Annotated in this window: 24 protein-coding genes and 1 tRNA gene; all 25 read left to right on the forward strand. The window is 61.3% G+C overall.

The features are described from left to right. The first annotated feature begins 90 nt into the window (after nt 1-90). The 25 genes from pnp to ACOCG7_RS17380 all read left to right on the forward strand — a co-directional run bounded on the left by pnp (nt 91) and on the right by ACOCG7_RS17380 (nt 24,212). The gene (gene pnp, locus ACOCG7_RS17260) at nt 91-2,238 is read left to right on the forward strand and encodes a polyribonucleotide nucleotidyltransferase (protein ID WP_176035767.1); all 2,148 of its coding nucleotides are present in this window, start codon (nt 91-93) and stop codon (nt 2,236-2,238) included. Between the two features lie 226 nt (nt 2,239-2,464). After that, nucleotides 2,465-3,481, forward strand: coding sequence for an NAD(P)H-quinone oxidoreductase (locus ACOCG7_RS17265; protein ID WP_073429573.1), 1,017 nt, complete (start codon nt 2,465-2,467; stop codon nt 3,479-3,481). A 131-nt stretch (nt 3,482-3,612) separates the two neighbouring features. After that, nucleotides 3,613-4,392 carry a triose-phosphate isomerase gene (gene tpiA, locus ACOCG7_RS17270; protein ID WP_073429574.1) on the forward strand — a complete coding sequence of 260 codons (780 nt, stop codon included), beginning with the start codon at nt 3,613-3,615 and terminating at the stop codon, nt 4,390-4,392. Nucleotides 4,393-4,473: 81 nt separating this feature from the next. Then, on the forward strand, nt 4,474-4,851 hold the full coding sequence (secG, locus tag ACOCG7_RS17275; RefSeq protein ID WP_073429575.1) for a preprotein translocase subunit SecG: 378 nt from the start codon (nt 4,474-4,476) through the stop codon (nt 4,849-4,851). Between the two features lie 113 nt (nt 4,852-4,964). After that, nucleotides 4,965-5,049: transfer RNA gene (locus ACOCG7_RS17280), tRNA-Leu, on the forward strand. Nucleotides 5,050-5,210: 161 nt separating this feature from the next. Further along, complete coding sequence (locus ACOCG7_RS17285) at nt 5,211-5,570, forward strand: NADH-quinone oxidoreductase subunit A (protein WP_007175615.1); 360 nt, start codon at nt 5,211-5,213, stop codon at nt 5,568-5,570. 63 nt (nt 5,571-5,633) lie between these two features. After that, a complete protein-coding gene (locus ACOCG7_RS17290; protein WP_006052903.1) occupies nt 5,634-6,113 on the forward strand; it encodes a NuoB/complex I 20 kDa subunit family protein in 480 nt (159 codons plus the stop codon). Between the two features lie 20 nt (nt 6,114-6,133). Then, nucleotides 6,134-6,736: an NADH-quinone oxidoreductase subunit C gene (locus ACOCG7_RS17295; RefSeq protein ID WP_073429576.1), complete on the forward strand. Its 603-nt coding sequence runs from the start codon at nt 6,134-6,136 to the stop codon at nt 6,734-6,736. Nucleotides 6,737-6,745: 9 nt separating this feature from the next. After that, a complete protein-coding gene (locus tag ACOCG7_RS17300; protein WP_114162136.1) occupies nt 6,746-7,999 on the forward strand; it encodes an NADH-quinone oxidoreductase subunit D in 1,254 nt (417 codons plus the stop codon). Nucleotides 8,000-8,130: 131 nt separating this feature from the next. Next, the gene (nuoE, locus tag ACOCG7_RS17305; protein ID WP_013587776.1) at nt 8,131-8,616 is read left to right on the forward strand and encodes an NADH-quinone oxidoreductase subunit NuoE; all 486 of its coding nucleotides are present in this window, start codon (nt 8,131-8,133) and stop codon (nt 8,614-8,616) included. Then, nucleotides 8,613-9,941, forward strand: a complete 1,329-nt coding sequence (gene nuoF, locus ACOCG7_RS17310) for an NADH-quinone oxidoreductase subunit NuoF (protein WP_083085172.1) — start codon at nt 8,613-8,615, stop codon at nt 9,939-9,941. The genes nuoE and nuoF overlap by 4 nt, the downstream gene beginning before the upstream one ends. A gap of 115 nt (nt 9,942-10,056) precedes the next feature. Further along, a complete protein-coding gene (gene nuoG, locus ACOCG7_RS17315) occupies nt 10,057-12,390 on the forward strand; it encodes an NADH-quinone oxidoreductase subunit NuoG (RefSeq protein ID WP_114162137.1) in 2,334 nt (777 codons plus the stop codon). Further along, nucleotides 12,391-13,455, forward strand: a complete 1,065-nt coding sequence (gene nuoH, locus ACOCG7_RS17320; protein ID WP_073432443.1) for an NADH-quinone oxidoreductase subunit NuoH — start codon at nt 12,391-12,393, stop codon at nt 13,453-13,455. Nucleotides 13,456-13,470: 15 nt separating this feature from the next. Next, nucleotides 13,471-13,959 (forward strand): NADH-quinone oxidoreductase subunit NuoI, encoded by a 489-nt coding sequence (nuoI, locus tag ACOCG7_RS17325; RefSeq protein WP_012432383.1) that lies wholly within the window; start codon nt 13,471-13,473, stop codon nt 13,957-13,959. Between the two features lie 180 nt (nt 13,960-14,139). Continuing rightward, nucleotides 14,140-14,826 carry an NADH-quinone oxidoreductase subunit J gene (locus ACOCG7_RS17330; protein ID WP_073432442.1) on the forward strand — a complete coding sequence of 229 codons (687 nt, stop codon included), beginning with the start codon at nt 14,140-14,142 and terminating at the stop codon, nt 14,824-14,826. 20 nt (nt 14,827-14,846) lie between these two features. Next, on the forward strand, nt 14,847-15,152 hold the full coding sequence (gene nuoK / locus ACOCG7_RS17335) for an NADH-quinone oxidoreductase subunit NuoK (protein ID WP_013339863.1): 306 nt from the start codon (nt 14,847-14,849) through the stop codon (nt 15,150-15,152). A 17-nt stretch (nt 15,153-15,169) separates the two neighbouring features. Continuing rightward, entirely contained in the window at nt 15,170-17,224 is a 2,055-nt protein-coding gene (gene nuoL / locus ACOCG7_RS17340) for an NADH-quinone oxidoreductase subunit L (RefSeq protein ID WP_073432441.1), read from the forward strand. A 14-nt stretch (nt 17,225-17,238) separates the two neighbouring features. Then, entirely contained in the window at nt 17,239-18,729 is a 1,491-nt protein-coding gene (locus ACOCG7_RS17345) for an NADH-quinone oxidoreductase subunit M (protein WP_073432440.1), read from the forward strand. Nucleotides 18,730-18,754: 25 nt separating this feature from the next. Next, entirely contained in the window at nt 18,755-20,227 is a 1,473-nt protein-coding gene (nuoN, locus tag ACOCG7_RS17350; protein WP_073432439.1) for an NADH-quinone oxidoreductase subunit NuoN, read from the forward strand. Beyond that, nucleotides 20,227-20,523 carry a DUF2818 family protein gene (locus tag ACOCG7_RS17355; protein ID WP_073432438.1) on the forward strand — a complete coding sequence of 99 codons (297 nt, stop codon included), beginning with the start codon at nt 20,227-20,229 and terminating at the stop codon, nt 20,521-20,523. The genes nuoN and ACOCG7_RS17355 overlap by 1 nt, the downstream gene beginning before the upstream one ends. 42 nt (nt 20,524-20,565) lie before the next feature. Beyond that, nucleotides 20,566-21,150 (forward strand): NUDIX domain-containing protein, encoded by a 585-nt coding sequence (locus ACOCG7_RS17360; protein WP_073432437.1) that lies wholly within the window; start codon nt 20,566-20,568, stop codon nt 21,148-21,150. 308 nt (nt 21,151-21,458) lie between these two features. After that, on the forward strand, nt 21,459-21,743 hold the full coding sequence (locus tag ACOCG7_RS17365; RefSeq protein ID WP_073432436.1) for a hypothetical protein: 285 nt from the start codon (nt 21,459-21,461) through the stop codon (nt 21,741-21,743). Between the two features lie 16 nt (nt 21,744-21,759). Then, nucleotides 21,760-22,284, forward strand: coding sequence for a helix-turn-helix transcriptional regulator (locus tag ACOCG7_RS17370; protein WP_073432435.1), 525 nt, complete (start codon nt 21,760-21,762; stop codon nt 22,282-22,284). 251 nt (nt 22,285-22,535) lie between these two features. Beyond that, the gene (locus ACOCG7_RS17375; RefSeq protein WP_073432434.1) at nt 22,536-22,967 is read left to right on the forward strand and encodes a DUF1178 family protein; all 432 of its coding nucleotides are present in this window, start codon (nt 22,536-22,538) and stop codon (nt 22,965-22,967) included. A 48-nt stretch (nt 22,968-23,015) separates the two neighbouring features. Beyond that, nucleotides 23,016-24,212, forward strand: coding sequence for an acyl-CoA dehydrogenase family protein (locus tag ACOCG7_RS17380; RefSeq protein WP_073432433.1), 1,197 nt, complete (start codon nt 23,016-23,018; stop codon nt 24,210-24,212). Nucleotides 24,213-24,219 lie beyond the last annotated feature (7 nt).

Raw genomic sequence — 24,219 nt, forward strand, 5'->3', positions numbered from 1 at the left:
AATGGCATAACACTACTCTTCCCATGCGGCGCCGGTCCTGGCGTTGCCGCGCCGCTTCTGGTCCGCGCGGCGTAACGATGAGGAAAAGCAATGACTATGTTCAATAAGATCGTCAAAGAGTTTAAGTGGGGACAACATAACGTTCGCCTCGAGACGGGCGAAATCGCTCGCCAGGCGAGCGGTGCGGTGATCGTCGATGTCGAGGACACCGTCGTGCTGGCCACCGTGGTCGGTGCCAAGACCGCCAAGCCGGGCCAGGACTTCTTCCCGCTGACCGTCGACTACCTCGAAAAGACCTACGCCGCCGGCAAGATCCCGGGCGGCTTCTTCCGCCGCGAAGGCCGTCCGTCGGAAGGCGAAACGCTGATTTCGCGCCTGATCGACCGCCCGCTGCGTCCGCTGTTCCCGGAAGGCTTCTACAACGAAGTCCAGGTCGTGATCCACGTCCTGTCGCTGAACCCCGAAATTCCCGCCGACATCCCCGCGCTGATCGGCGCGTCGGCGGCGCTCGCCGTCTCCGGTCTGCCGTTCAACGGCCCGGTCGGCGCGGCACGCGTGGCCTACATCAACAACGAATACGTGTTGAATCCGACGCGTCCGCAAATGAAGGAATCGGCGCTCGACCTGATCGTCGCCGGTACGGAACGCGCGGTGCTGATGGTGGAGTCGGAAGCGCAGCAGCTGACCGAAGAAGTGATGCTCGGCGCCGTGGTGTTCGGCCATGAGCAAATGCAGATCGCGATCGACGCGATTCATGACCTGGTCCGTGAAGGCGGCAAGCCGGAATGGGATTGGCAACCGGCGGCAAAGAACGAACCGCTGATCGCACGCGTGACGGAACTGGCGCAAGCCGATCTGCTCGCCGCTTATCAGATCCGCGACAAACAGGCCCGTTCGGCCAAGCTGAAGGAAATCTACGCGGCGACGTCGGCCCGGCTGGAAGAAGAAGCCTCGGCAAGCGGCATCGTGGTAGCCGACAAGGCGAGCGTCGGCAACGTGCTGTTCGACATCGAAGCGAAGATCGTCCGTACGCAGATCCTGAACGGCGAGCCGCGTATCGACGGCCGCGACACGCGCACGGTGCGCCCGATCGAAATCCGTACCGGCGTGCTGCCGCGTACGCACGGTTCGGCCCTGTTCACGCGCGGCGAAACGCAGGCACTGGTGGTCGCGACGCTCGGCACGAAGGGCGACGAGCAGAACATCGACGCGCTCGAAGGCGAGTACCGCGAACGCTTCATGCTTCACTACAACATGCCTCCGTTCGCGACCGGCGAAACGGGCCGCGTCGGTTCGCCGAAACGCCGCGAAATCGGTCACGGCCGTCTCGCCAAGCGCGCGCTGGCCGCGTGCCTGCCGAGCGCCGACGAATTCGGCTACTCGATTCGCGTGGTGTCGGAAATCACGGAATCGAACGGTTCCTCGTCGATGGCTTCGGTGTGCGGCGGCTGCCTCGCGCTGATGGACGCCGGCGTGCCGATGAAGGCGCACGTCGCGGGCATCGCGATGGGTCTGATCCTCGAAGGCAACAAGTTTGCCGTGCTGACCGACATCCTCGGCGACGAAGACCATCTCGGTGACATGGACTTCAAGGTGGCGGGTACCGAGCAAGGCGTCACCGCGCTGCAGATGGACATCAAGATCCAGGGCATCACCAAGGAAATCATGCAGGTCGCCCTCGCGCAAGCGAAGGAAGGCCGCATGCACATTCTCGGCAAGATGACCTCGGCTGTCTCGGGCGCGAACACGCAACTGTCGGAGTTCGCACCGCGCATGATCACCATCAAGATCAATCCGGAAAAAATCCGCGACGTGATCGGCAAGGGTGGTTCGGTGATCCGCGCGCTGACCGAGGAAACCGGCACGACGATCGACATTTCGGACGACGGCGTCGTCACCATCGCCAGCACGAGCAGCGAAGGCATGGCCGAAGCGAAGAAGCGTATCGAGAACATCACGCTGGAAGTCGAAGTGGGCCAGGTGTACGAAGGCACTGTGCTCAAGCTGCTCGATTTCGGCGCGATCGTGAACATCCTGCCGGGCAAGGACGGTCTGCTGCACATCTCCGAGATCGCCAACGAGCGTATCAAGGACATCAACGACTACCTGAAGGACGGCCAGCAAGTGAAGGTCAAGGTCATCCAGACGGACGAAAAGGGCCGCGTGCGTTTGTCGGCCAAGGCGTTGCTGAACGACCCCGCATCGGGTGCGCCGCAAGGCGAGCCGACACCGCAGTAATGCGGTAGCGGGACGACGGCCGGCGGCGCGAAATGCGCGCCGGCCGTTTTTCATGCAGGGTGCAGGGTGGATCGCGTTGCGCGCTGGTGCGAGCGTATGCGAAGGGGCATAAGCGGGTACTCTGTTTGCTCCGGTCGGTTCGTCGCAGGTCGGACGATTGGTCGGTAGCGCGGGCAGTTGGCACGCAGCGGGTGTGCAACGCAATCCAATCTTGGAGTTGACGCAGATGAAAGCGATCGAAATCACCGAATTCGGTGCGCCGGAAGTCCTGAAGCTGGCAGAGCGGCCGACGCCGCAGCTCAAGGCGGGCGAGGTGCTGATCAAGGTGGCGGCTTCGGGCATCAACCGGCCGGACGTGTTTCAGCGCAAGGGCGGTTATGCGCCGCCGCCGGGCGCCTCGGATCTGCCGGGGCTGGAGGTGGCGGGCGAGATCGTCGGCGGCGTGATCGATGAGAAGAACAACCCGTTCGGTCTGAAAATCGGCGATCGCGTGTGTGCGTTGCTCGCGGGCGGCGGCTATGCGGAATATGCCGCGGCTCCGTTGCCCCAGTGTCTGCCGGTGCCCGCGGGCTTGTCGGATGTCGAGGCGGCGTCGCTGCCGGAGACGTTTTTCACCGTGTGGAGCAATGTTTTCGATCGCGCCCAGCTCGGCAACGGCGAGGGCGGCGCGAACGAAACGCTGCTGGTGCAGGGCGGCTCGAGCGGCATCGGCGTGACGGCGATCCAGATCGCGCATGCGCTCGGTTTTCGCGTGTTCGCCACCGCCGGCTCGGACGAGAAGTGCCGCGCGTGTGAAGCGCTCGGCGCCGAGCGCGCGATCAACTACAAGATCGAGGATTTCGTCGAGGTCATCAAGTCGCTCACGAACGACCGCGGCGTCGACGTGATTCTCGACATGGTGGCGGGCAGTTACGTGTCGCGCGAGCTGACGGCATTGGCCGACGGCGGGCGCATCGTGCTGATCGCATTGCTGGGCGGCGCGAAGGCGGAGTTGAATCTGAACGAGGTGCTGCGCCGCCGTTTGACGGTGACCGGGTCGACACTACGTCCGCGGCCGATCGAATTCAAGGCGCGGATCGCCGCGCAACTCAAGGAGCGCGTGTGGCCGCACCTCGAGGAAGGACGCATCAAGCCCGTGGTGCATCGGGTGTTTCCGGCGGCCCAGGCGGCCGAGGCGCATGCGTTGATGGAGAGCAGCACGCACGTCGGCAAGATCATGCTGACGTGGGGTCAGGACGCTTGACGCGGTCGGTTTGACCCGATCCACCCCACGCAGTAAAATTGCGCGTTTTGCGCACGCCGCATGAAACCGGAAGGCGGACTGTAAGCGCAATATGACGCAAGCAAAGTTCGCCGCCAAGCCAGGACGAGACGATGTCGAAACAACGAGCCAAGCTGGTAGTCGGTAACTGGAAGATGCACGGGCGCCTTGCCGACAACGCAACGCTGTTGCAGGCGGTGGCTCAGGGCGCCGGCGAATTGACGGCTGGCGTGCGTGTTGGCGTTTGCGTGCCGTGTCCGTATCTTTCGCAGACTCAATCGTTGCTGGAAGGCAGCCGGGTCGTGTGGGGCGTGCAGGACGTTTCCGCGTTCACGCACGGCGCCTATACCGGCGAAGTCGCCGCGACAATGGTGACGGATTTCGGCGCGACGCTCGCGATCGTCGGGCACTCGGAGCGCCGTGCCTATCATCAGGAAAGCGCCGAACTCGTTGCGGTGAAAACGCAGCGCGCGCTGGAAGCAGGCTTGACGCCGATCGTCTGCGTCGGTGAAACGCTGGAACAGCGCGAAGCCGGTGCGACCGAGCAGGTGGTCGGCGAGCAGTTGGATCAAGTGCTGGCGAAACTGTCGGAGCAGGAGGCGTCGCGTATTGTCGTCGCCTACGAGCCGGTCTGGGCGATCGGCACCGGCAAGAGCGCCACCTCGGAACAGGCGCAAGCGGTTCATGCGTTCCTGCGCTCGCGTCTCGCGGCCAAGGGCGCGGCGGTGGCGGACGTGCCGCTGTTGTACGGCGGCAGCGTGAAGCCGGAGAACGCGGAGGAATTGTTCCGTCAATCGGATATCGACGGCGGCCTGATCGGCGGCGCGTCGTTGAAAGACGAGGATTTCCTGGCGATCTGCAAGGCGGCGGCTGCAACGAGCACCGCTGATTAAGCAGGGCGCCTCGGCGAGGATGACCCATCCCGCGCGGCATACTTTGTGTGGCGCGGTTAAATAAAGACTCAGGTGAGTGTGATGCTGTATTTGAAAACATTGATTATCGTCGTTCAGCTGTTGTCGGCACTCGGGGTCATCGGCCTCGTCTTGCTGCAGCACGGCAAAGGCGCCGATATGGGCGCTGCTTTTGGTAGCGGCGCGTCAGGCAGCCTGTTCGGCGCGACCGGTTCGGCGAACTTTTTATCGCGTACAACCGCGGTGCTCGCAGCGGTGTTTTTTGTCACCACATTGACGCTCACCTACCTCGGTGCATATCGCGCGAAACCTTCCGCAGGCGTGCTGGGTGCGGCTGTGACCGCGCCGATCGCGGCTTCCGCCGCGTCGGCTCCGGCAGTTGGTTCGGCTACATTGCCGGCCTCGGCTGCGTCCGCTCCGGCCACGGAAGTGCCGAAATAATTTTTTCGTTCGAAGTGCTTTTGTGCGTTGAACAAACTGTTTAGACACGTTACAATTCAAGTCTTGAAGCGATTCGCGGGTTTTATAAGTTGTTTTCCCGGATTGCAGTTAGTGCCGACGTGGTGAAATTGGTAGACACGCTATCTTGAGGGGGTAGTGGCGAAAGCTGTGCGAGTTCGAGTCTCGCCGTCGGCACCAAATGTTATCTAAATGCCAGCCGCTTGCTTCGCTTCGGCTGGCATTTTCACTTCTGGCGCGCAGCTTGTATTGGGCTTACGGTGTGCGCGTTTGAGAAGTGATTTCGCGTCAGGAGTGCTATGCTCCTGACGGCATTCAGAACCAACCGATTGAGGATAGTCTTGAACCTCGCAGCCTATTTCCCCGTCTTGTTGTTCCTCATTGTGGGCACCGGTTTAGGCGTAGCACTGGTCAGTATCGGCAAGATCCTCGGTCCCAACAAGCCCGATACCGAGAAGAACGCACCGTACGAGTGCGGCTTCGAGGCATTCGAAGATGCGCGCATGAAGTTCGACGTGCGCTATTACCTCGTCGCCATTCTCTTCATCATTTTCGATCTTGAAACCGCGTTTCTGTTCCCGTGGGGCGTGGCCCTGCGCGACATCGGCTGGCCGGGCTTCATGGCGATGATGATTTTCCTGCTCGAATTCCTGCTGGGCTTCGCCTATATCTGGAAGAAGGGCGGCCTCGACTGGGAATGATGGATTAATCGCCGGTTTGCGTGGGTGGCCAAGGCTTGCCGCCCCGTCTGGAGTGGAAAGCAAATGAGTATCGAAGGGGTCTTGAAGGAAGGGTTTGTCACCACCACGGCAGACAAACTGATCAACTGGACGCGCACCGGCTCCTTGTGGCCAATGACGTTCGGTCTCGCATGCTGCGCGGTCGAAATGATGCATGCGGGCGCCGCCCGTTATGACCTGGACCGTTTCGGCGTGGTGTTTCGTCCGAGTCCGCGTCAGTCGGACGTAATGATCGTCGCGGGCACGTTGTGCAACAAGATGGCGCCGGCCCTGCGCAAGGTCTATGACCAGATGGCCGAGCCACGCTGGGTGATTTCGATGGGCTCGTGCGCGAACGGTGGCGGCTATTACCACTACTCGTATTCGGTAGTGCGCGGCTGCGACCGGATCGTGCCGGTCGACGTCTATGTGCCGGGTTGCCCGCCAACGGCGGAAGCGCTGGTGTACGGCGTGATCCAGTTGCAAGCCAAGATTCGCCGCACCAATACAATCGCCCGTCAATAAGGCCAACGCCTCCCCACAATATGGCAAGCAAACTCGAGACTCTGAAAGCGAACCTCGAGGCGGCCTTTGGCGGCCTCCTGTTGAGCACCACCGAGGCAATCGGTGAGTTGACGATCGTCGTAAAGGCGAGCGATTACCTCAATGTGGCAACGCGTCTGCGCGACGACCGCTCGCTCGGCTTCGAGCAATTGATCGATCTGTGCGGCGTCGACTATCAGACCTACGCCGATGGCGCTTACGACGGTCCGCGTTTCGCGGCCGTTCTGCATTTGTTGTCGGTGCAGAACAACTGGCGTCTGCGTTTGCGCGTGTTCGCGCCGGACGACGAAGTGCCGATCATCCCTTCGGTCGTCGAAATCTGGAATTCGGCCAACTGGTACGAGCGTGAAGCGTTCGACCTGTACGGCATCGTCTTCGAGGGCCATCCGGACCTGCGCCGCATCCTGACCGATTACGGTTTCATCGGTCACCCGTTCCGTAAGGATTTCCCTGTCTCCGGCTACGTCGAAATGCGTTACGACCCGGAAGAGAAGCGCGTCGTCTATCAGCCTGTGACGATCGAGCCGCGGGAAATCACGCCGCGCGTGATCCGTGAGGATCGCTATGGCGGTCTGAAACATTAAGAGAACGCCATGGCAGAGATCAAGAATTACACGCTCAACTTCGGTCCGCAGCATCCGGCAGCGCACGGTGTGCTGCGTCTCGTGCTCGAGCTCGACGGCGAAGTCATCCAGCGCGCCGATCCGCACATCGGCCTGCTGCATCGCGCGACCGAAAAGCTCGCCGAAACCAAAACGTTCATCCAGTCAGTGCCGTACATGGACCGTCTCGACTATGTGTCGATGATGGTCAACGAGCACGGCTACGTGATGGCGATCGAAAAACTGCTCGGCGTCGAGGTGCCGGTGCGCGCGCAATACATCCGCGTGATGTTCGACGAGATCACGCGCGTGCTGAACCACCTGATGTGGATCGGCGCGCACGCGCTCGACGTCGGCGCGATGGCGGTGTTTCTCTATGCGTTCCGCGAACGCGAAGACCTGATGGACGTGTACGAAGCCGTGTCCGGCGCGCGCATGCACGCGGCGTATTACCGTCCGGGCGGCGTGTATCGCGACCTGCCTGACGCAATGCCGCAATACAAGGCGTCGAAGATTCGCAATGCAAAAGCATTGTCGAAGATGAACGAAAACCGCCAAGGCTCGCTGCTCGACTTTATCGACGATTTCTTCACGCGTTTCCCGCATTGCGTCGACGAGTACGAAACGCTGCTCACCGACAACCGGATCTGGAAGCAGCGCCTCGTCGGTATCGGCGTGGTCAGCCCGGAGCGCGCGCTGCAACTCGGCATGACCGGCGCGATGCTGCGCGGCTCGGGCATCGAGTGGGATTTGCGCAAGAAGCAGCCGTACGAAGTTTATGACAAGCTCGATTTCGACATTCCGGTCGGCGTGAATGGCGATTGTTATGACCGGTATCTGGTTCGCGTCGAAGAAATGCGCCAGTCCACGCGGATCGTGAAACAGTGCATTGAGTGGCTGCGTAAGAATCCGGGCCCGGTGATGATCGACAATCACAAGGTTGCGCCGCCGTCGCGCGTCGGCATGAAGTCGAACATGGAAGAGTTGATTCACCACTTCAAGCTCTTCACGGAAGGCTTCCACGTACCGGAAGGCGAAGCGTACGCCGCCGTCGAGCATCCGAAAGGCGAGTTCGGCATCTATCTGATCTCGGATGGTGCAAACAAGCCGTACCGCCTGAAAATCCGCGCGCCGGGTTACGCGCATCTGTCCGCGCTCGATGAAATGGCGCGCGGTCACATGATCGCCGACGCCGTGACGATCATCGGCACGCAGGACATCGTGTTCGGCGAAGTGGATCGCTAGGACGTATTCATCGGCGCGCGTCTTCCGGTTGCAGCGAAGCGCGCGTCAAGCAAAGGAACGCCGGGTCTGTCGCAGCATGACGTAAGCGACAGGTTTTCGTTCGGTAGGAATTGAAAGAGTCGTGTCTGAAAATGATCTCAGCTGAAGGCCTGAAAGAAATCGATCGTGCGATCGCGAAGTACCCCGCCGATCAGAAACAGTCCGCCGTGATGTCGGCGTTGGCCACTGCTCAGGAAGAGCATGGCTGGCTGTCGCCCGAACTCATGCAGTTCGTCGCGGACTATCTCGGCATGCCGGCAGTCGCCGTGCAGGAGGTCGCTACCTTCTACACGATGTACGAGACCTCGCCGGTCGGCAAATACAAGATCACGCTCTGTACGAACCTGCCGTGCCAGCTCGGCCCGGATGGCGGCTCCGACAGCGCCGCTGAATATCTGAAGCAGAAGCTCGGCATCGACTTCGGCGAAACCACGGCAGACGGCAAATTCACCTTGAAAGAAGGTGAGTGCATGGGGTCGTGCGGCGACGCGCCGGTGATGCTGGTGAACAACCATCGCATGTGCAGCTTCATGAGCCGCGAGAAGATCGACCAGCTGCTCGAGGAACTTTCGAAATGACGTCTTTACACGATCGTCACATCAAACCGCTGATTCTCGCCGGCCTGAACGGCGACAACTGGCATCTCGAAGACTATGTGGCGCGCGGCGGTTACGCCCAGCTGCGCCGCATTCTGGAAGAAAAGATTCCGCCCGAGCAGGTGATCGCCGACGTCAAGGCGTCGGGTCTGCGCGGCCGTGGCGGTGCGGGCTTTCCGACCGGCTTGAAGTGGAGCTTCATGCCGCGCCAGTTTCCCGGCCAGAAGTATCTCGTCTGCAACTCGGACGAAGGCGAACCGGGCACATTCAAGGACCGCGACATCCTGCGTTTCAATCCGCACTCGCTGATCGAAGGCATGGCGATCGGCGCGTACGCGATGGGCATCACGGTCGGCTATAACTATATTCACGGCGAAATCTGGGAAGTCTACAAACGCTTTGAAGAAGCGTTAGAAGAAGCGCGCCGCGCCGGGTTCCTCGGCGAGAACATCATGGGTTCGGGCTTCTCTTTCGAACTGCATGCGCACCACGGTTACGGCGCCTACATCTGCGGCGAGGAAACCGCGCTGCTCGAATCGCTGGAAGGCAAGAAAGGCCAGCCGCGTTTCAAGCCGCCGTTCCCGGCGAGCTTCGGCGTGTACGGCAAGCCGACCACGATCAACAACACCGAGACGTTCGCGGCGGTGCCGTTCCTGCTCGCAATCGGCCCGCAGAATTACCTCGAGATCGGCAAGCCGAACAACGGCGGCACGAAGATTTTCTCGGTGGCAGGCGACGTCGAGCGTCCGGGCAACTATGAGATTCCGCTCGGCACGCCGTTCTCCACGCTGATGGAACTCGCCGGCGGCATGCGCGGCGGCAAGAAGATCAAGGCCGTGATTCCTGGCGGTTCGTCGGCACCGGTAATTCCGGGCGACATCATGATGCAGACCGACATGGACTACGACTCGATCGCCAAGGCCGGTTCGATGCTGGGTTCGGGCGCGGTCATCGTGATGGACGAGACGCGCTGCATGGTGCGCTCGCTGCTGCGTCTGTCGTACTTCTATTACGAAGAGTCGTGCGGTCAGTGCACGCCGTGCCGCGAAGGCACCGGCTGGCTGTACCGCGTCGTGCATCGTATCGAGCACGGGCTCGGCCGTCCGGAAGATCTGGATCTGCTGAACTCGGTCGCTGAAAACATCATGGGCCGCACGATTTGCGCGCTCGGCGATGCGGCGGCCATGCCGGTGCGCGGCATGCTCAAGCACTACTGGGACGAATTCGAATATCACGTCGCTCACAAGCATTGTCTCGTCGGCAGTCATGCCGGCGCGGCATCGGCGTCGGAAACAGTGGCTGCCTGAGTACGCTGAACAACAGGTACGCATCAGAGCACGTCATCCGCGGAATTCATCGCCTGACACGGCGATGAACAGGGCGAACGATTGAGCGGTAACAGGTTAAGGAAGATTGACCATCATGGTTGAACTTGAAATAGACGGCAAGAAAGTAGAGGTGCCTGAAGGCAGCATGGTGATCCAGGCTGCGCATAAGGTCGACACGTACATTCCTCACTTCTGCTATCACAAGAAGCTGTCGATTGCGGCCAACTGCCGGATGTGTCTGGTCGATGTCGAAAAAATGCCGAAGGCCGTGCCCGCATGCGCCACGCCGGTGTCGGCGGGCATGATCGTGCGCACCAAGTCCGAGAAGGCGGTGAAGGGCCAGCAAGCCGTGATGGAATTCCTGCTGATCAATCACCCGCTGGATTGCCCGATCTGCGATCAGGGCGGCGAGTGTCAGTTGCAGGATCTGGCGGTGGGCTACGGCAAGTCGTCGTCGCGTTATAGCGAAGAAAAGCGTGTCGTGTTCCACAAGAACGTCGGCCCGCTGATCTCGATGGAAGAAATGACGCGTTGCATTCACTGCACGCGGTGCGTGCGTTTCGGTCAGGAAGTGGCCGGCGTGATGGAACTCGGCATGCTAGGCCGCGGCGAGCACGCTGAGATCACTTCGTTCGTCGGCAAGACGGTCGACTCCGAACTGTCGGGCAACATGATCGATCTGTGCCCGGTTGGCGCGCTGACCAGCAAGCCGTTCCGCTACAGCGCCCGCACGTGGGAACTGTCGCGCCGCAAGTCGGTGAGCCCGCACGATTCCGTCGGCGCGAACCTCGTGGTGCAAGTGAAGAACAACCGCGTGATGCGTGTTCTGCCGTTCGAAAACGAAGCCATCAACGAATGCTGGATTTCGGACAAGGACCGCTTCTCGTATGAAGGCCTGAATAGCCCGGAACGTCTCACGCAGCCTATGCTCAAGCAGGGCGGCAAGTGGGTCGAGACCGACTGGCAAACCGCGCTCGAGTACGTGGTCAAGGGGCTGAAGGGCATCAAGGGCGACCACGGCGCGGATGCGCTGGCCGCGCTCGGCAGCGCCCACAGCACCGTCGAGGAGCTGTTCCTTCTGAAGCAACTGGCGCAAGCGATCGGCACGCCCAACGTCGACTTCCGTCTGCGTCAGTCTGATTTCTCCGCGCCGCTCAACGGTACGCCGTGGCTCGGCACCGCAATCGCCGATCTGTCCAACGTCGACGCGGCGCTGGTAATCGGCTCCGATCTGCGTCGCGATCACCCGCTGTTTGCAGCGCGTCTGCGTCAGGCCGCGAAGGGCGGCGCGAAGCTCACGCTCGTGCAAGCCACTCGCGACGACGCACTGATTCCGCAAGCGCAACGCGTGGTCGCAGCGCCGTCGGCATGGCTCGACGCGCTGGCCGGTATCGCCGGCGCGGTCTCCGAGGCCAACGGCGCGACCCTGCCGGAAGCCCTCGCCGGCACGCAGCCGACGGACGCCGACAAGCAGGTCGCGAAGTCGCTCGCCTCTGGCGAACGCCGTCTGGTGCTGCTCGGCAACGGCGCGGTCCGTCATCCGGATTTCGCGGCCATTCACGCGGCGGCCCAATGGATCGCGGACGCAACCGGCGCGACGCTGGGCTTCCTCACGGAAGCCGCGAACACGGTCGGCGCGCATCTCGTGAACGCGCTGCCGGGCGAGGGCGGTTTGAACGCTCGTGAAGCGTTCGAGCAACCGCGCAAGGGTTACGTGCTGCTGAACGTCGAGCCGGAATTCGATACGGCCAATCCGGCGCAGGCATTGGCCGCGCTGAAGCAGGCGGAAATGGTCGTCGTGATGTCGCCGTTCCAGACGGGCGCCGAATACGCCGACGTGCTGCTGCCGATCGCTCCGTTCACGGAAACGGCCGGTACGTTCGTCAACGCGGAAGGCACGGTGCAGACGTTCAACGGCGTCGTGCGGCCGCTGGGCGACACGCGTCCCGCATGGAAGGTGTTGCGCGTGCTGGGCAGCCTGCTCGGCGCGTCGGGTTTCGAATTCGATACCGCGGAAGAAGTACGCGCCGCAGCCCTCGGCGACGGCGAATTGAAGTCGCGTCTGTCGAACAAGACGGGTGCTGCGGTTGCACGCGGCAAGTCGGCGAAGGCAGGGGAAGGCAAGTTCGAGCGCATCGCCGACGTGCCGATCTACCACGCCGACGCGCTGGTGCGTCGCGCCGAATCGCTGCATCTGACGGCGGCCGCGCGCACGGCGAACTCGGTCGGTTTGCCGGCCGCGCTGTTCGACAAGCTGGGTTTGAAGGAAGGCGACGCAGTGCGCGTGCGCCAGGGCGAGCAATCGGTGCAGTTGCCGGCCGTGCGCGACGCGAATCTTGCGGAGACGGTCGTCCGCGTATCGGCGGCTACGCCTGCCGGTGCGGCGCTGGGCAGCCTGTTCGGTGAACTGGTGGTGGAGAAGGCGTAAATGAGCTTGTTCGATACGATCAACTCGGGCGGCACCCAGCTTCTCGGTGTGGCATGGCCCACGGTGTGGGCACTGGTGCGCATCCTGGTGGTGGCCGTCGTGATCCTGCTGTGCGTGGCTTACCTGATTCTGTGGGAGCGTAAGCTGATCGGCTGGATGCACGTGCGTCTCGGCCCGAACCGCGTCGGCCCCGCAGGTTTGCTGCAGCCGATCGCCGACGTGCTGAAGCTGCTGCTGAAAGAAGTCATTCAGCCGGCGCAGGCGAGCCGCTGGATCTACCTGATCGCGCCGATCATGGTGGTGGTGCCGGCGTTCGCGGTGTGGGCGGTGATTCCGTTCCAGGCGGGCGCGGTGCTCGGCGACATCAACGCGGGTCTGTTGTACGCGATGGCGATTTCGTCGATCGGCGTGTACGGCGTGATCCTGGCCGGCTGGGCGTCGAACTCGAAGTACGCGTTCCTCGGCGCCATGCGCGCCGCCGCCCAGATGGTCTCGTACGAAATCTCGATGGGCTTCGCGCTCGTGGTCGTGCTGATGACGGCCGGCACGCTGAACCTGTCGGGCATCGTCAATTCGCAGGAGCACGGCTTCTTCGCTTCGCACGGCTTGAACTTCCTGTCGTGGAACTGGCTGCCGCTGCTGCCGATGTTCGTCGTGTATTTCATCTCGGGCATCGCCGAAACGAACCGTCACCCGTTCGACGTGGTGGAAGGTGAGTCGGAAATCGTCGCGGGCCACATGATTGATTACTCGGGCATGGCGTTCGCGCTGTTCTTCCTCGCCGAGTACATCAACATGATCGTGATCTCGGCATTGGCTGCAACACTGTTCCTCGGCGGCTGGAGCGCACCGTTCGGTTTCCTGTCGTTTATCCCGGGCATCGTTTGGCTCGTCGCCAAGGTTTTCTTCCTGTTGTCGGTGTTCATCTGGGCGCGCGCCACGTTTCCGCGCTATCGCTATGACCAGATCATGCGTCTGGGCTGGAAGATTTTCATTCCGGTCTGCGTGGTGTGGCTGGTGGTGGTCGGCTTCTGGATCATGTCGCCGTTGAACATCTGGAAATAAAGGGCGGATGAACCCATGACCGCAATCCAAAACTTTTTCAAGACCTTTTTCCTCACGGAATTGCTCAAAGGCCTCGCGCTGACCGGACGTTATACGTTCCAGCGCAAGGTGACCGTGCAGTTCCCGGAAGAGAAGACCCCGATCTCGCCGCGTTTTCGCGGCCTGCATGCGCTGCGCCGCTATGAAAACGGCGAAGAGCGCTGCATCGCCTGCAAGCTGTGCGAAGCGGTGTGCCCGGCGCTCGCCATCACGATCGAATCGGAAACCCGTGCGGACAACACCCGCCGCACCACGCGCTACGACATCGACCTGACCAAGTGCATCTTCTGCGGTTTCTGTGAAGAGAGCTGCCCGGTCGACTCGATCGTCGAAACGCACATCCTCGAATATCACGGCGAAAAGCGCGGCGATCTGTACTTCACGAAAGACATGCTGCTGGCCGTGGGCGATCGCTACGAAGCGGAGATCGCCGCGAACAAGGCGGCCGACGCACCGTATCGTTGAAGCGGCTTCGCTTGAAGCAGTAAATGCAGCAGTAACACGGCCTGTTGTCGGGCCGAGCGTCGCGGCTTGAACGCCGCGGCACGGCGCACCTGTGCGGCTGTACTGGCGGCTTGTCCGCTTTGCCAGCCCTACGTGCCAAAGAACAATGCCTGACGATGGCCTAACGATGAACCGGTAATCATGGAATTCACGACCGTACTGTTCTACATCTTCGCGCTGCTCCTGGTTGTCTCAGGGCTGAAGGTGATCACTTCGCGCAACCCGGTGTCGTCCGCACTGTTTCTCGTGCTGGCGTTCTTCAACGCAGCCGCGATCTGGATGCTGCTCGAGGCCGAGTTCCTCGCGATCCTGCTGGTGCTGGTCTACGTCGGGGCGGTGATGGTGCTGTTCCTGTTCGTCGTGATGATGCTGGACATCAATATCGACGTGCTGCGGCGCGACTTCAAGCGCTTCGTCCCGATGGCCACGCTGGTGGGCGCGATCATCGTGATCGAAACCGCGCTGATCCTGTGGCACGGCTATGGCGCTACCGCCACGGCGTTGCGCGACACCACCGCTGCCGCCAACGGCATGGCCGACTGGTCGAACACGCGCCTCATCGGCAAGGTCATCTACACCGACTACATCTTCGCGTTCGAAGTCGCCGGCCTCGTGCTGCTGGTGGCGATCATCGCGGCCGTCGCGCTTACCACGAGCCATAAGAAGGACAGCAAGCGCCAGAAGATCAGCGATCAGGTCAAGGTGCGTGCCCAGGATCGCGTGCGCGTCGTGAAAATGCCATCAGAAAAGACCGCGGCGACCGTCGCGGCGGAAGAAGCCGCCGCAGCCGCGGCAGCGGCCGACTCGGCCCCGGCGAAAAACGGCTGAGCGGACAGGAGATAGAAATCATGTTGACCCTTGCCCATTACCTCGTTCTCGGCGCGATCCTGTTTGCGATCAGCGTCGTCGGCATTTTCCTGAACCGTCGCAACGTCATCATCATCCTGATGGCGATCGAATTGATGCTGCTCGCGGTGAACACCAATTTCGTCGCGTTCTCGCACTACCTCGGCGACGTGCATGGCCAGATCTTCGTCTTCTTCGTGCTGACCGTCGCGGCGGCGGAAGCGGCGATCGGCCTCGCGATTCTGGTGACCCTGTTCCGTAGTCTCGACACGATCAATGTCGAGGATCTCGATCAGCTCAAAGGTTAATTTCAGGAAAAGCGGTTATGTCCACGATACTCAATGAAAACCTGCTGCTGGCGATTCCGCTGGCACCGCTGGCCGGTTGCCTGATTGCCGGGCTGTTCGGGAAGGCGGTAGGGCGAGCCGGCGCGCACTCGGTCACGATCCTCGGCGTCGCGATCTCGTTTGTTCTCTCGGCCATCGTCTTCTTCCAGGTCATGGAGGGCGCGAGCTTCAACGCGACCGTTTATGAATGGATGACGATCGGCAAGACGAAGTTCGAAATCGGCTTCCTCGTCGACTCGCTCACGGCGATGATGATGTGCGTGGTGACTTTCGTGTCGCTGATGGTGCACATCTACACGATCGGCTACATGGCCGACGACGACGGCTACCAGCGCTTCTTCTCGTACATCTCGCTGTTCACGTTCTCGATGCTGATGCTCGTCATGAGCAACAACTTCCTGCAACTGTTCTTCGGCTGGGAAGCGGTGGGCCTGGTGTCGTACCTGCTGATCGGCTTCTACTTCACGCGTGAGTCGGCGATCTACGCGAACATGAAGGCGTTCCTCGTGAACCGCGTGGGCGACTTCGGTTTTCTGCTCGGCATTGGCCTGCTGTTCGCGTTCGCCGGTTCGATGAACTACGGCGACGTGTTCGCGAAGCGCACCGAACTGGCGGCGTTGTCGTTCCCCGGCACGGACTGGGGTCTGCTGACGGTTGCCTGCATTTGCCTCTTCATCGGCGCAATGGGTAAGTCGGCGCAATTCCCGCTGCACGTGTGGCTGCCGGATTCGATGGAAGGCCCGACGCCGATTTCCGCACTGATTCACGCGGCAACCATGGTGACGGCCGGTATCTTCATGGTCACGCGCATGTCGCCGCTGTTCGAACTGTCGGATAGCGCGCTGTCGTTCGTGACGGTCATCGGCGCGATTACCGCGCTGTTCATGGGCTTCCTCGGGATCGTCCAGAACGACATCAAGCGCGTGGTGGCGTATTCCACGCTGTCACAGCTCGGCTACATGACGGTCGCGCTCGGTGTGTCGGCCTATCCGGTCGCCGTCTTCCACCTGATGACGCACGCGTTCTTCAAGGCGCTGCTGTTCCTCGGCGCGGGTTCGGTGATCATCGGCATGCACCACGATCAGGACATGCGCAACATGGGCGGCCTGCGCAAGTACATGCCGATCACGTGGATCACGTCGCTGGTCGGTTCGCTGGCGCTGATCGGTACGCCGTTCTTCTCGGGCTTCTACTCGAAAGACTCGATCATCGACGCGGTGAAGCTGTCGCATCTGCCGGGGTCGGGCTTCGCGTACTTCGCGGTAGTGGCGAGCGTGTTCGTTACCGCGCTCTATTCGTTCCGTATGTACTTCATGGTGTTCCACGGCGAGGAGCGCTTCCGCGATCCGAAGCATCCCGATTCGCCGATGGGCGCGGAAGCCGCGGCGCACGGTCATGGCAATGGTCATCACGAACACGAACACGGCCACGCTCACGAGCCGCATGAAACGCCGTGGGTGGTGTGGGTGCCGCTGGTGCTGCTGGCGATTCCGTCGGTGGTGATCGGTGCAATCGCGGTCGGCCCGATGCTGTTCGGCGACTTCTTCCAGCACGGCGTGGCGTTCGAGAAGGTGATCTTCATCGGCGAAAACCATCCGGCGCTGCATGAGATGGCTGAGGAGTTCCACGGCTGGGTGGCGATGGGCTTGCACTCCGTTTCGGGCCTGCCGGTCTGGCTGGCGCTCGCGGGTGTGGTGGTCGCGTGGTTCCTGTATCTGGTCCGCCCCGAACTGCCGGCTTCGATCAAGCGCGCGTTCGGCCCGGTCTACACGTTGCTCGACAACAAGTACTACATGGACAAGATCAACGAAGTCGTGTTCGCGCGGGGCGCCGTGGCAATTGGCCGTGGTCTCTGGAAGGAAGGCGACGTCGTGGTCATCGACGGCATCGTCAACGGCAGCGCACGCTTTATCGGCTGGTTCGCCGGCGTGATCCGCTTCCTCCAATCCGGCTACATCTATCACTACGCGTTCGCCATGATTATCGGCATGCTGGGGCTCCTGACCCTGTTTGTAACGCTCGGCGGCAAATAAGGCGAGGGACACTAATGCACGCTTATCCGATTCTCAGTATTGCGATCTGGTTGCCGATCCTCGTCGGTCTCCTGGTCCTGGCTATCGGTTCCGACCGGAACCCGGCTCCCGCGCGCTGGATTGCGCTGATCGGTTCGATCGTCAGCTTCATCGTGACGATCCCGCTGATCACCGGTTTTGATTCGAGCACCGCCGATCTGCAGTTCGTCGAAAAGGCGAACTGGATCGAGCGCTTCAACATCACCTACCACCTGGGTGTCGACGGCATCTCCATGTGGTTCGTCGTATTGACCGCCTTGATTACGGTGATCGTGGTGATTTCCGCGTGGGAAGTCATCACGAAGAACGTCGCGCAGTATCTCGCCGCATTCCTGATCCTGTCGGGCATCATGGTCGGCGTGTTCAGTTCGGCCGACGGCATGCTGTTCTACGTGTTCTTCGAAGCCACGCTGATTCCGATGTACATCATCATCGGCGTGTGGGGTGGGGCGAACCGCGTGTACGCGGCGTTCAAGTTCTTCCTGTACACGCTGATGGGCTCGCTGCTGATGCTGGTCGCGTTGCTGTATCTGTACATTCAAACCGGCACGTTCGATCTCGCCACGTGGCAGCACGCGCAGATCGCGATGACGCCGCAAGTGTTGCTGTTCATCGCGTTCTTCCTGGCGTTCGCCGTGAAGGTGCCGATGTGGCCGGTGCACACATGGCTGCCCGACGCGCACGTGGAAGCGCCGACCGGCGGCTCGGTCGTGCTGGCCGCGATCATGCTGAAGCTGGGCGCGTACGGTTTCCTGCGCTTCTCGCTGCCGATCACGCCGGACGCGAGCCACTCCTTGGCGCCGGTCGTTATCGCGCTGTCGCTGATCGCCGTGATCTATATCGGTCTGGTCGCGATGGTGCAGACGGACATGAAGAAGCTGGTCGCCTATTCGTCGATCGCGCACATGGGCTTCGTCACGCTCGGCTTCTTTATCTTCAACCAGCTCGGCGTGGAAGGCGCGATCGTGCAGATGATCTCGCACGGTTTTGTCTCCGGCGCGATGTTCCTGAGCATCGGCGTGCTGTACGACCGCATGCACTCGCGTCAGATCGCGGACTACGGCGGTGTCGTCAACGTCATGCCGAAGTTCGCCGCGTTCGTGATGCTGTTCTCGATGGCCAATTGCGGCTTGCCGGGCACCTCGGGTTTCGTCGGCGAATTCATGGTGATTCTGGCGGCGGTCCAGTACAACTTCTGGATCGCGGGTGGTGCGGCGGTCACGCTGATTCTCGGCGCGGCCTACACGCTGTGGATGTACAAGCGCGTGTACTTCGGCGCGATCGCCAACGATCACGTGAAGAGCCTCATCGACATCAACCGTCGCGAGTTTTTCATGCTGGCAGTGCTCGCCGCACTGACGCTGTTCATGGGCCTGTACCCGAAGCCCTTCACCGAAGTGATGCACGTATCCGTGGAAAACCTCCTCTCCCACGTTGCGCAGTCAAAGCTGCCGTTGTCCCAGTAACGCAGAGCGGAGGAATTTAAAGACCATGCAAAACGCCCCTATGACTGCTCTGTTGCCCGACGCGCTGGTGATGCTCGCCGTTGTCGTCGCGTGGCTCAACGACACGTTCGTCGGCCAGGCCGGTCGCCGCACCACGTATTTCATCGCGTTCTTCTCGACGCTGGTCGGCGGGATCTGGTTCGCGGTGAACGCGTTCGACCCGCAAGTGCATTACTTCTTCGGCCACATGTACGTGGTGGACTCGTTCGCCAACGTGATGAAAGCCGTCGTGACGCTCGGCTATGCGGTGTCGATCGTGTATTCGCGCCGCTACCTCGAGGATCGCGGCCTGTTCCGCGGCGAGTTTTTCCTGCTGGGCATGTTCTCCTTGCTCGGCCAACTCGTGATGATCTCCGGCAACAACTTCCTGACGCTGTATCTCGGTCTGGAACTGATGTCGCTGTCGTTGTACGGCGTGATCGCATTGCGTCGCGACGCGGCGCAGTCGAACGAAGCCGCGATGAAGTACTACGTGCTCGGCGCACTGGCGTCCGGTTTCCTGCTGTACGGCATCTCCATGCTGTACGGCGCGACCGGCTCGCTCGACCTGAACGAAGTGTTCAAGGCGATCGGCACGAGCCACTACGATCCTAGCGTGCTGTTGTTCGGCGTGATCTTCATCGTGGCCGGCGTGGCGTTCAAGATGGGTGCGGTGCCGTTCCATATGTGGGTGCCCGACGTGTATCAGGGCGCGCCGACGGCGATGACGTTGCTGGTAGGCGGCGGTCCGAAGGTCGCCGCGTTCGCCTGGGGCTTGCGCTTCCTCGTGATGGGTCTGCTGCCGCTGGCTGTCGAATGGCAGCAAATGCTGGTGATCCTGGCGGCGTTGTCGCTGATCGTCGGCAACATTACCGGTATCGTGCAACGCAACGTCAAGCGGATGCTCGCGTATTCGGCGATCTCGAACATGGGCTTCGTGCTGCTCGGTCTGCTGGCCGGCGTGGTCGATCAAAAGACCACGGGCGCGGCCAACGCGTACGGCTCGGCGATGTACTACAGCATCGTCTACCTGATCACGACGATGGGCACCTTCGGCGTCATCATGCTGCTGGCGCGCCGCGACTTCGAAGCGGATACGCTCGAAGACTTCAAGGGTCTGAATCAGCGCAGTCCGGTGTTCGCGTTCGTGATGATGGTGATGATGTTCTCGCTCGCCGGCATCCCGCCCGCGGTCGGCTTCTACGCCAAGCTTGCGGTGCTGCAGGCAACGATGAACGCCGGTTTGACCTGGCTGACGGTGCTGGCCGTGATCACGTCGCTGTTCGGCGCGTTCTACTACCTGCGTATCGTCAAGCTGATGTATTTCGACGAACCGCAAGACAAGTCGCCGATCGTCGCCGATGCCAGCACGCGCGCGTTGCTCGCGTTCAACGGCGTTGCCGTGCTGGTGCTCGGCATCGTGCCGGATCCGTTGCTGAAGGCCTGCTTGCAGGCGATCCAGCACACGCTGCTGCTCTGATGTCGGCTGCGGGTTGGTTCATCGTGTTGTTGGCGCTGGTCGGCGCCAACCTGCCGTTCCTGAATCAGCGCCTCTTCGCCGCCGTGCCGTTGAAAGCGGCGAGGAAGAGCGCCTGGATCAGGATTGCCGAGTTGATCGTGCTGTACTTCGTGGTCGGCGCGCTCGGTTTCCTGCTTGAGGCACGCGCGGGTAACCGCTTCGAGCAGGGCTGGCAGTTCTACGCCATCACGTTCGCCTTGTTCGTCGTGTTCGCATTCCCCGGCTTTACCTTTCAGTATCTCGTCAAACGCCGCTGACGGCGCCTCGCCGTCGCGCTCCAAGCTGTCCCGAGGTCCGCCATGGCTGAACTTCCTGATCACGACGCCGTGCTCACCGAGACGTGTCTCGAGAGCAAAACGATGCATCAAGGGCCGTTTCTGACGCTCAAGTGCGACACGGTTCGCTTGCCGGATGGCAAGCACGCCACGCGCGAATATGTTCAGCATCCGGGCGCCGTCATGGTCATTCCGTTATTCGACGACGGCCGCGTGTTGCTGGAAAGCCAGTATCGCTATCCGATGGGCAAGGTCATGGTCGAGTATCCGGCCGGCAAGCTCGACCCGAACGAAGGCGCACTCGCTTGTGCGATTCGTGAGTTGCGGGAAGAAACCGGCTACACGGCGCGCGAATATGTTTATCTGACGCGCATTCACCCGATCATTTCCTACTCGACGGAGTTCATCGACATTTACCTCGCTCGCGGCCTGAGCGCCGGCGAGCGTAAGCTCGACGACGGGGAATTCCTCGAACTGTTCACGGCAAGCGTTGCCGATGTGTCCGAGTGGGTACGCACCGGCAAGATTACCGACGTGAAGACGGTGATCGGCACGTTCTGGCTGGAGAAAATTTTGTCGGGCGCCTGGCCGATGGCGGAGCCGCAATAGCGCTATGGGTTCATGAGGCGCGCCAGGCGCGCCGGCTGAAGAATTGCGAGAAGCCCCTGTTGGTCGATGACTAGCAGGGGCTTTTTCATTACGACCACGGTCTCGTGCCTGAGAAACGTGCATTCGTCTTATGCCATTCGACAGTCTCGCTTCACGACCGTTGCCGCTCTAGTATCGAACACTGAGCGCCAGTTGTTATCCCATTTACCTGGTATGACGAAGGGCTCTCGTCGGTTCGGTCATGACTGCGCTGACGTATGGTTGTCGCTTGACAACCATACGTCAGCGCATTAAATTGGAGGGCATGGATGGTTCGTGGAACCCACTCTAAGAAGGAAATCGAGGCCGCATTGGCCTACGCGGAAAGAAACGGTTGGCGCGTTCGGGGCGGTGGCAGAGGTCACGCTTGGGGAAAGATGTACTGTCCGTACAACGCCGCGGAGTGTCGCTGCGGAGAGTTCTGCATATCGAGCGTGTGGAGTACGCCAAAGAACCCTGGCAATCACGCAAGGCATCTGCGGCGTATCGTCGACAACTGCACGGCATCACCGCCAATGCAAGGCGCTCCAAGGATCAAGTTTGACGCTGAATAAAGGCAGGAGGTAATTTATGGAATATGTGTTCACCTTGAAGTACCGCCTCACCACGGAAGATTGCGATCTCGACGCGATCGTCGAGCGTCTCGGGGAAGCAGGATGTGACGACGCCACCATCGGCGTGGGACAACCGGGGCGCATTGCGCTGGTTTTTTCTCGCGAAGGCGCGTCTGCGTTCGAGGCGCTCGTCAGCGCACTGAAAGATGTCAAGCAGGCGGTGCCATCCGCGCGCCTTGTCGAGGCGGGCCCTGATTTCGTTGGTCTCACCGACGTAGCCGAGCTCGCCGGCGTATCACGGCAGAACATGCGCAAGCTGATGTTGAGTCACGCGATTGACTTTCCGCCGCCGGTGCACGAGGGCAGCGCATCGGTGTGGCATCTGTCGGACATTCTTCACTGGCTAACCGCACGCGGCGGGTACGACATCAAGGCAGATGTGCTTGATGTCGCCAAATCGGCCAAGCAGATCAACCTCGCCAAAGAGGCGCGTGAACTCGAGCCACGGCTTAACCGCCAACTCGAATGCCTGGTGGCTTAGAAGCTGGGCATTGGCCAGTGACTAGACATAAATTTCATGCAATCCGCGGAGCCGTCGCGAGCTTCCGATTCGTGTGCCGTTCATGCCGGCTTGGCCGATTTCGGCAGCCCTTTGCGCAAGGCGTTAAAATCGCGCACCGCGTCCAATTAATAGCGACGCCACGCGTAAACGCATCGCCCCGTCATAGTTTGCGAACGACCGTTCACAAAATACCATTTTGCGCTAAACTGGCACTCAAGCCCTGATTCCACATGAAGGTCCTCGATTTACAGTGTCCGCATGGCCATCGGTTCGAAGGCTGGTTTGCTTCGGCTGATGACTTCGAATCGCAGCAAGCCCGCAAACTGATCGAATGTCCGATCTGTGGTGCGAACGAAGTGAGCCGTTTGCCTTCGGCGCCGCGATTGAATCTGTCGGGCGCGACGGAGGCGAAAAACCCTGCGGGCTTGGAGCAAGCGCAAATGCAGGCGCGTGTGATGCGTGCGTTGCGCGAGGTACTGGAAAAGACCGAGAACGTGGGCGACCGCTTCGCCGAGGAAGCACGGCGCATTCACTACAACGAAGCGCCTGCGCGCAATATTCGCGGTGTCACGACACCCGAAGACGCGCGAGCCTTGGTCGACGAAGGCATCCAAGTGATGCCGCTGCCGGTCCCGGCTGCCTTGAAGGAACCGCTGCAATAGTGCAGTGGCTCACTGGCGGCGGGCGGTTGCGGCCAGGAGACACTGCGCATGAATCTGGACTATTCCCCTGCTGACGACGCATTCCGCGCCGACATCCGCGCCTGGCTCGAAGCGAATCTGCCTCGCGAGCTAAGCGACAAAGTACTGAACCATAAACGTCTCTCGCGCGAAGATTTCGCCGGCTGGCACAAGCTGCTCGGCACGCGCGGCTGGTCGGCGGTCGCATGGCCGAAGGAATACGGCGGCCCTGGCTGGGACGCAACGCAGCGGCACATCTGGGACGAAGAGTGCGCGCGCGTCGGCGCGCCGACCGTGCTGCCTTTCGGCGTCTCGATGGTGGCGCCGGTGCTGATGAAGTATGGCAACGAGGCGCAGAAGCGTCGCTATTTGCCGCGCATTCTCGACGGCACGCACTGGTGGTGCCAAGGCTATTCCGAGCCGGGTTCAGGCTCAGATCTGGCTTCGCTGCGCACACGCGCCGAGCGCGTCGGCGACCATTACGTCGTCAACGGTCAGAAAACGTGGACCACCCTCGGTCAGTATGCCGACATGATGTTCTGCCTCGTGCGCACCGACAGCGGCGCGAAAAAGCAGGAGGGCATCTCATTCCTGCTGATCGACATGAAAACGCCCGGCATCACGGTGCGTCCGATCATCACGCTCGACGAAGACCACGAAGTCAACGAAGTGTTTTTCGAAGACGTCGAAGTACCGGCCGCGAATCTGGTCGGTGAGGAGAACCGCGGCTGGACTTACGCGAAGTATCTGCTCGGCCACGAGCGCACCGGCATCGCGCGCGTCGGTCAATCGAAACGCGAACTCGTGTTCCTCAAGCGTCTTGCGCTGAATCAGAAAAAGAACGGCAAGCCGCTGCTGCACGATCCGGTGTTCGCCGCGAAAGTCGCGAGCCTCGAGATCGAACTGATGGCGCTCGAAGTCACCGTGCAACGCGTGGTCGCCAATGAAACCGGCGGGCGCGGGCCGGGCCCGGAAGCGTCGATGCTGAAGATCAAGGGCACGGAGGTGCAGCAGGCGCTGACCGAGTTGATGTTCGAAGCCATCGGGCCGCTCGCCGCACCGTTCGACGTGCCGTTCCTCGAAGGCGAACGCGAACATAGCGTGGCGGGCGACGATGACGCCGCGCCGCTGGCCGCGTACTACTTCAACTTCCGCAAGACGTCGATCTACGGCGGCTCGAACGAAATTCAAAAGAACATCATCGCGCAGATGATTCTCGGACTTTGAGGAGCGG

It is taken from the genome of Paraburkholderia sp. DD10, from assembly GCF_049177125.1.
Lineage (GTDB): Bacteria > Pseudomonadota > Gammaproteobacteria > Burkholderiales > Burkholderiaceae > Paraburkholderia > Paraburkholderia terricola.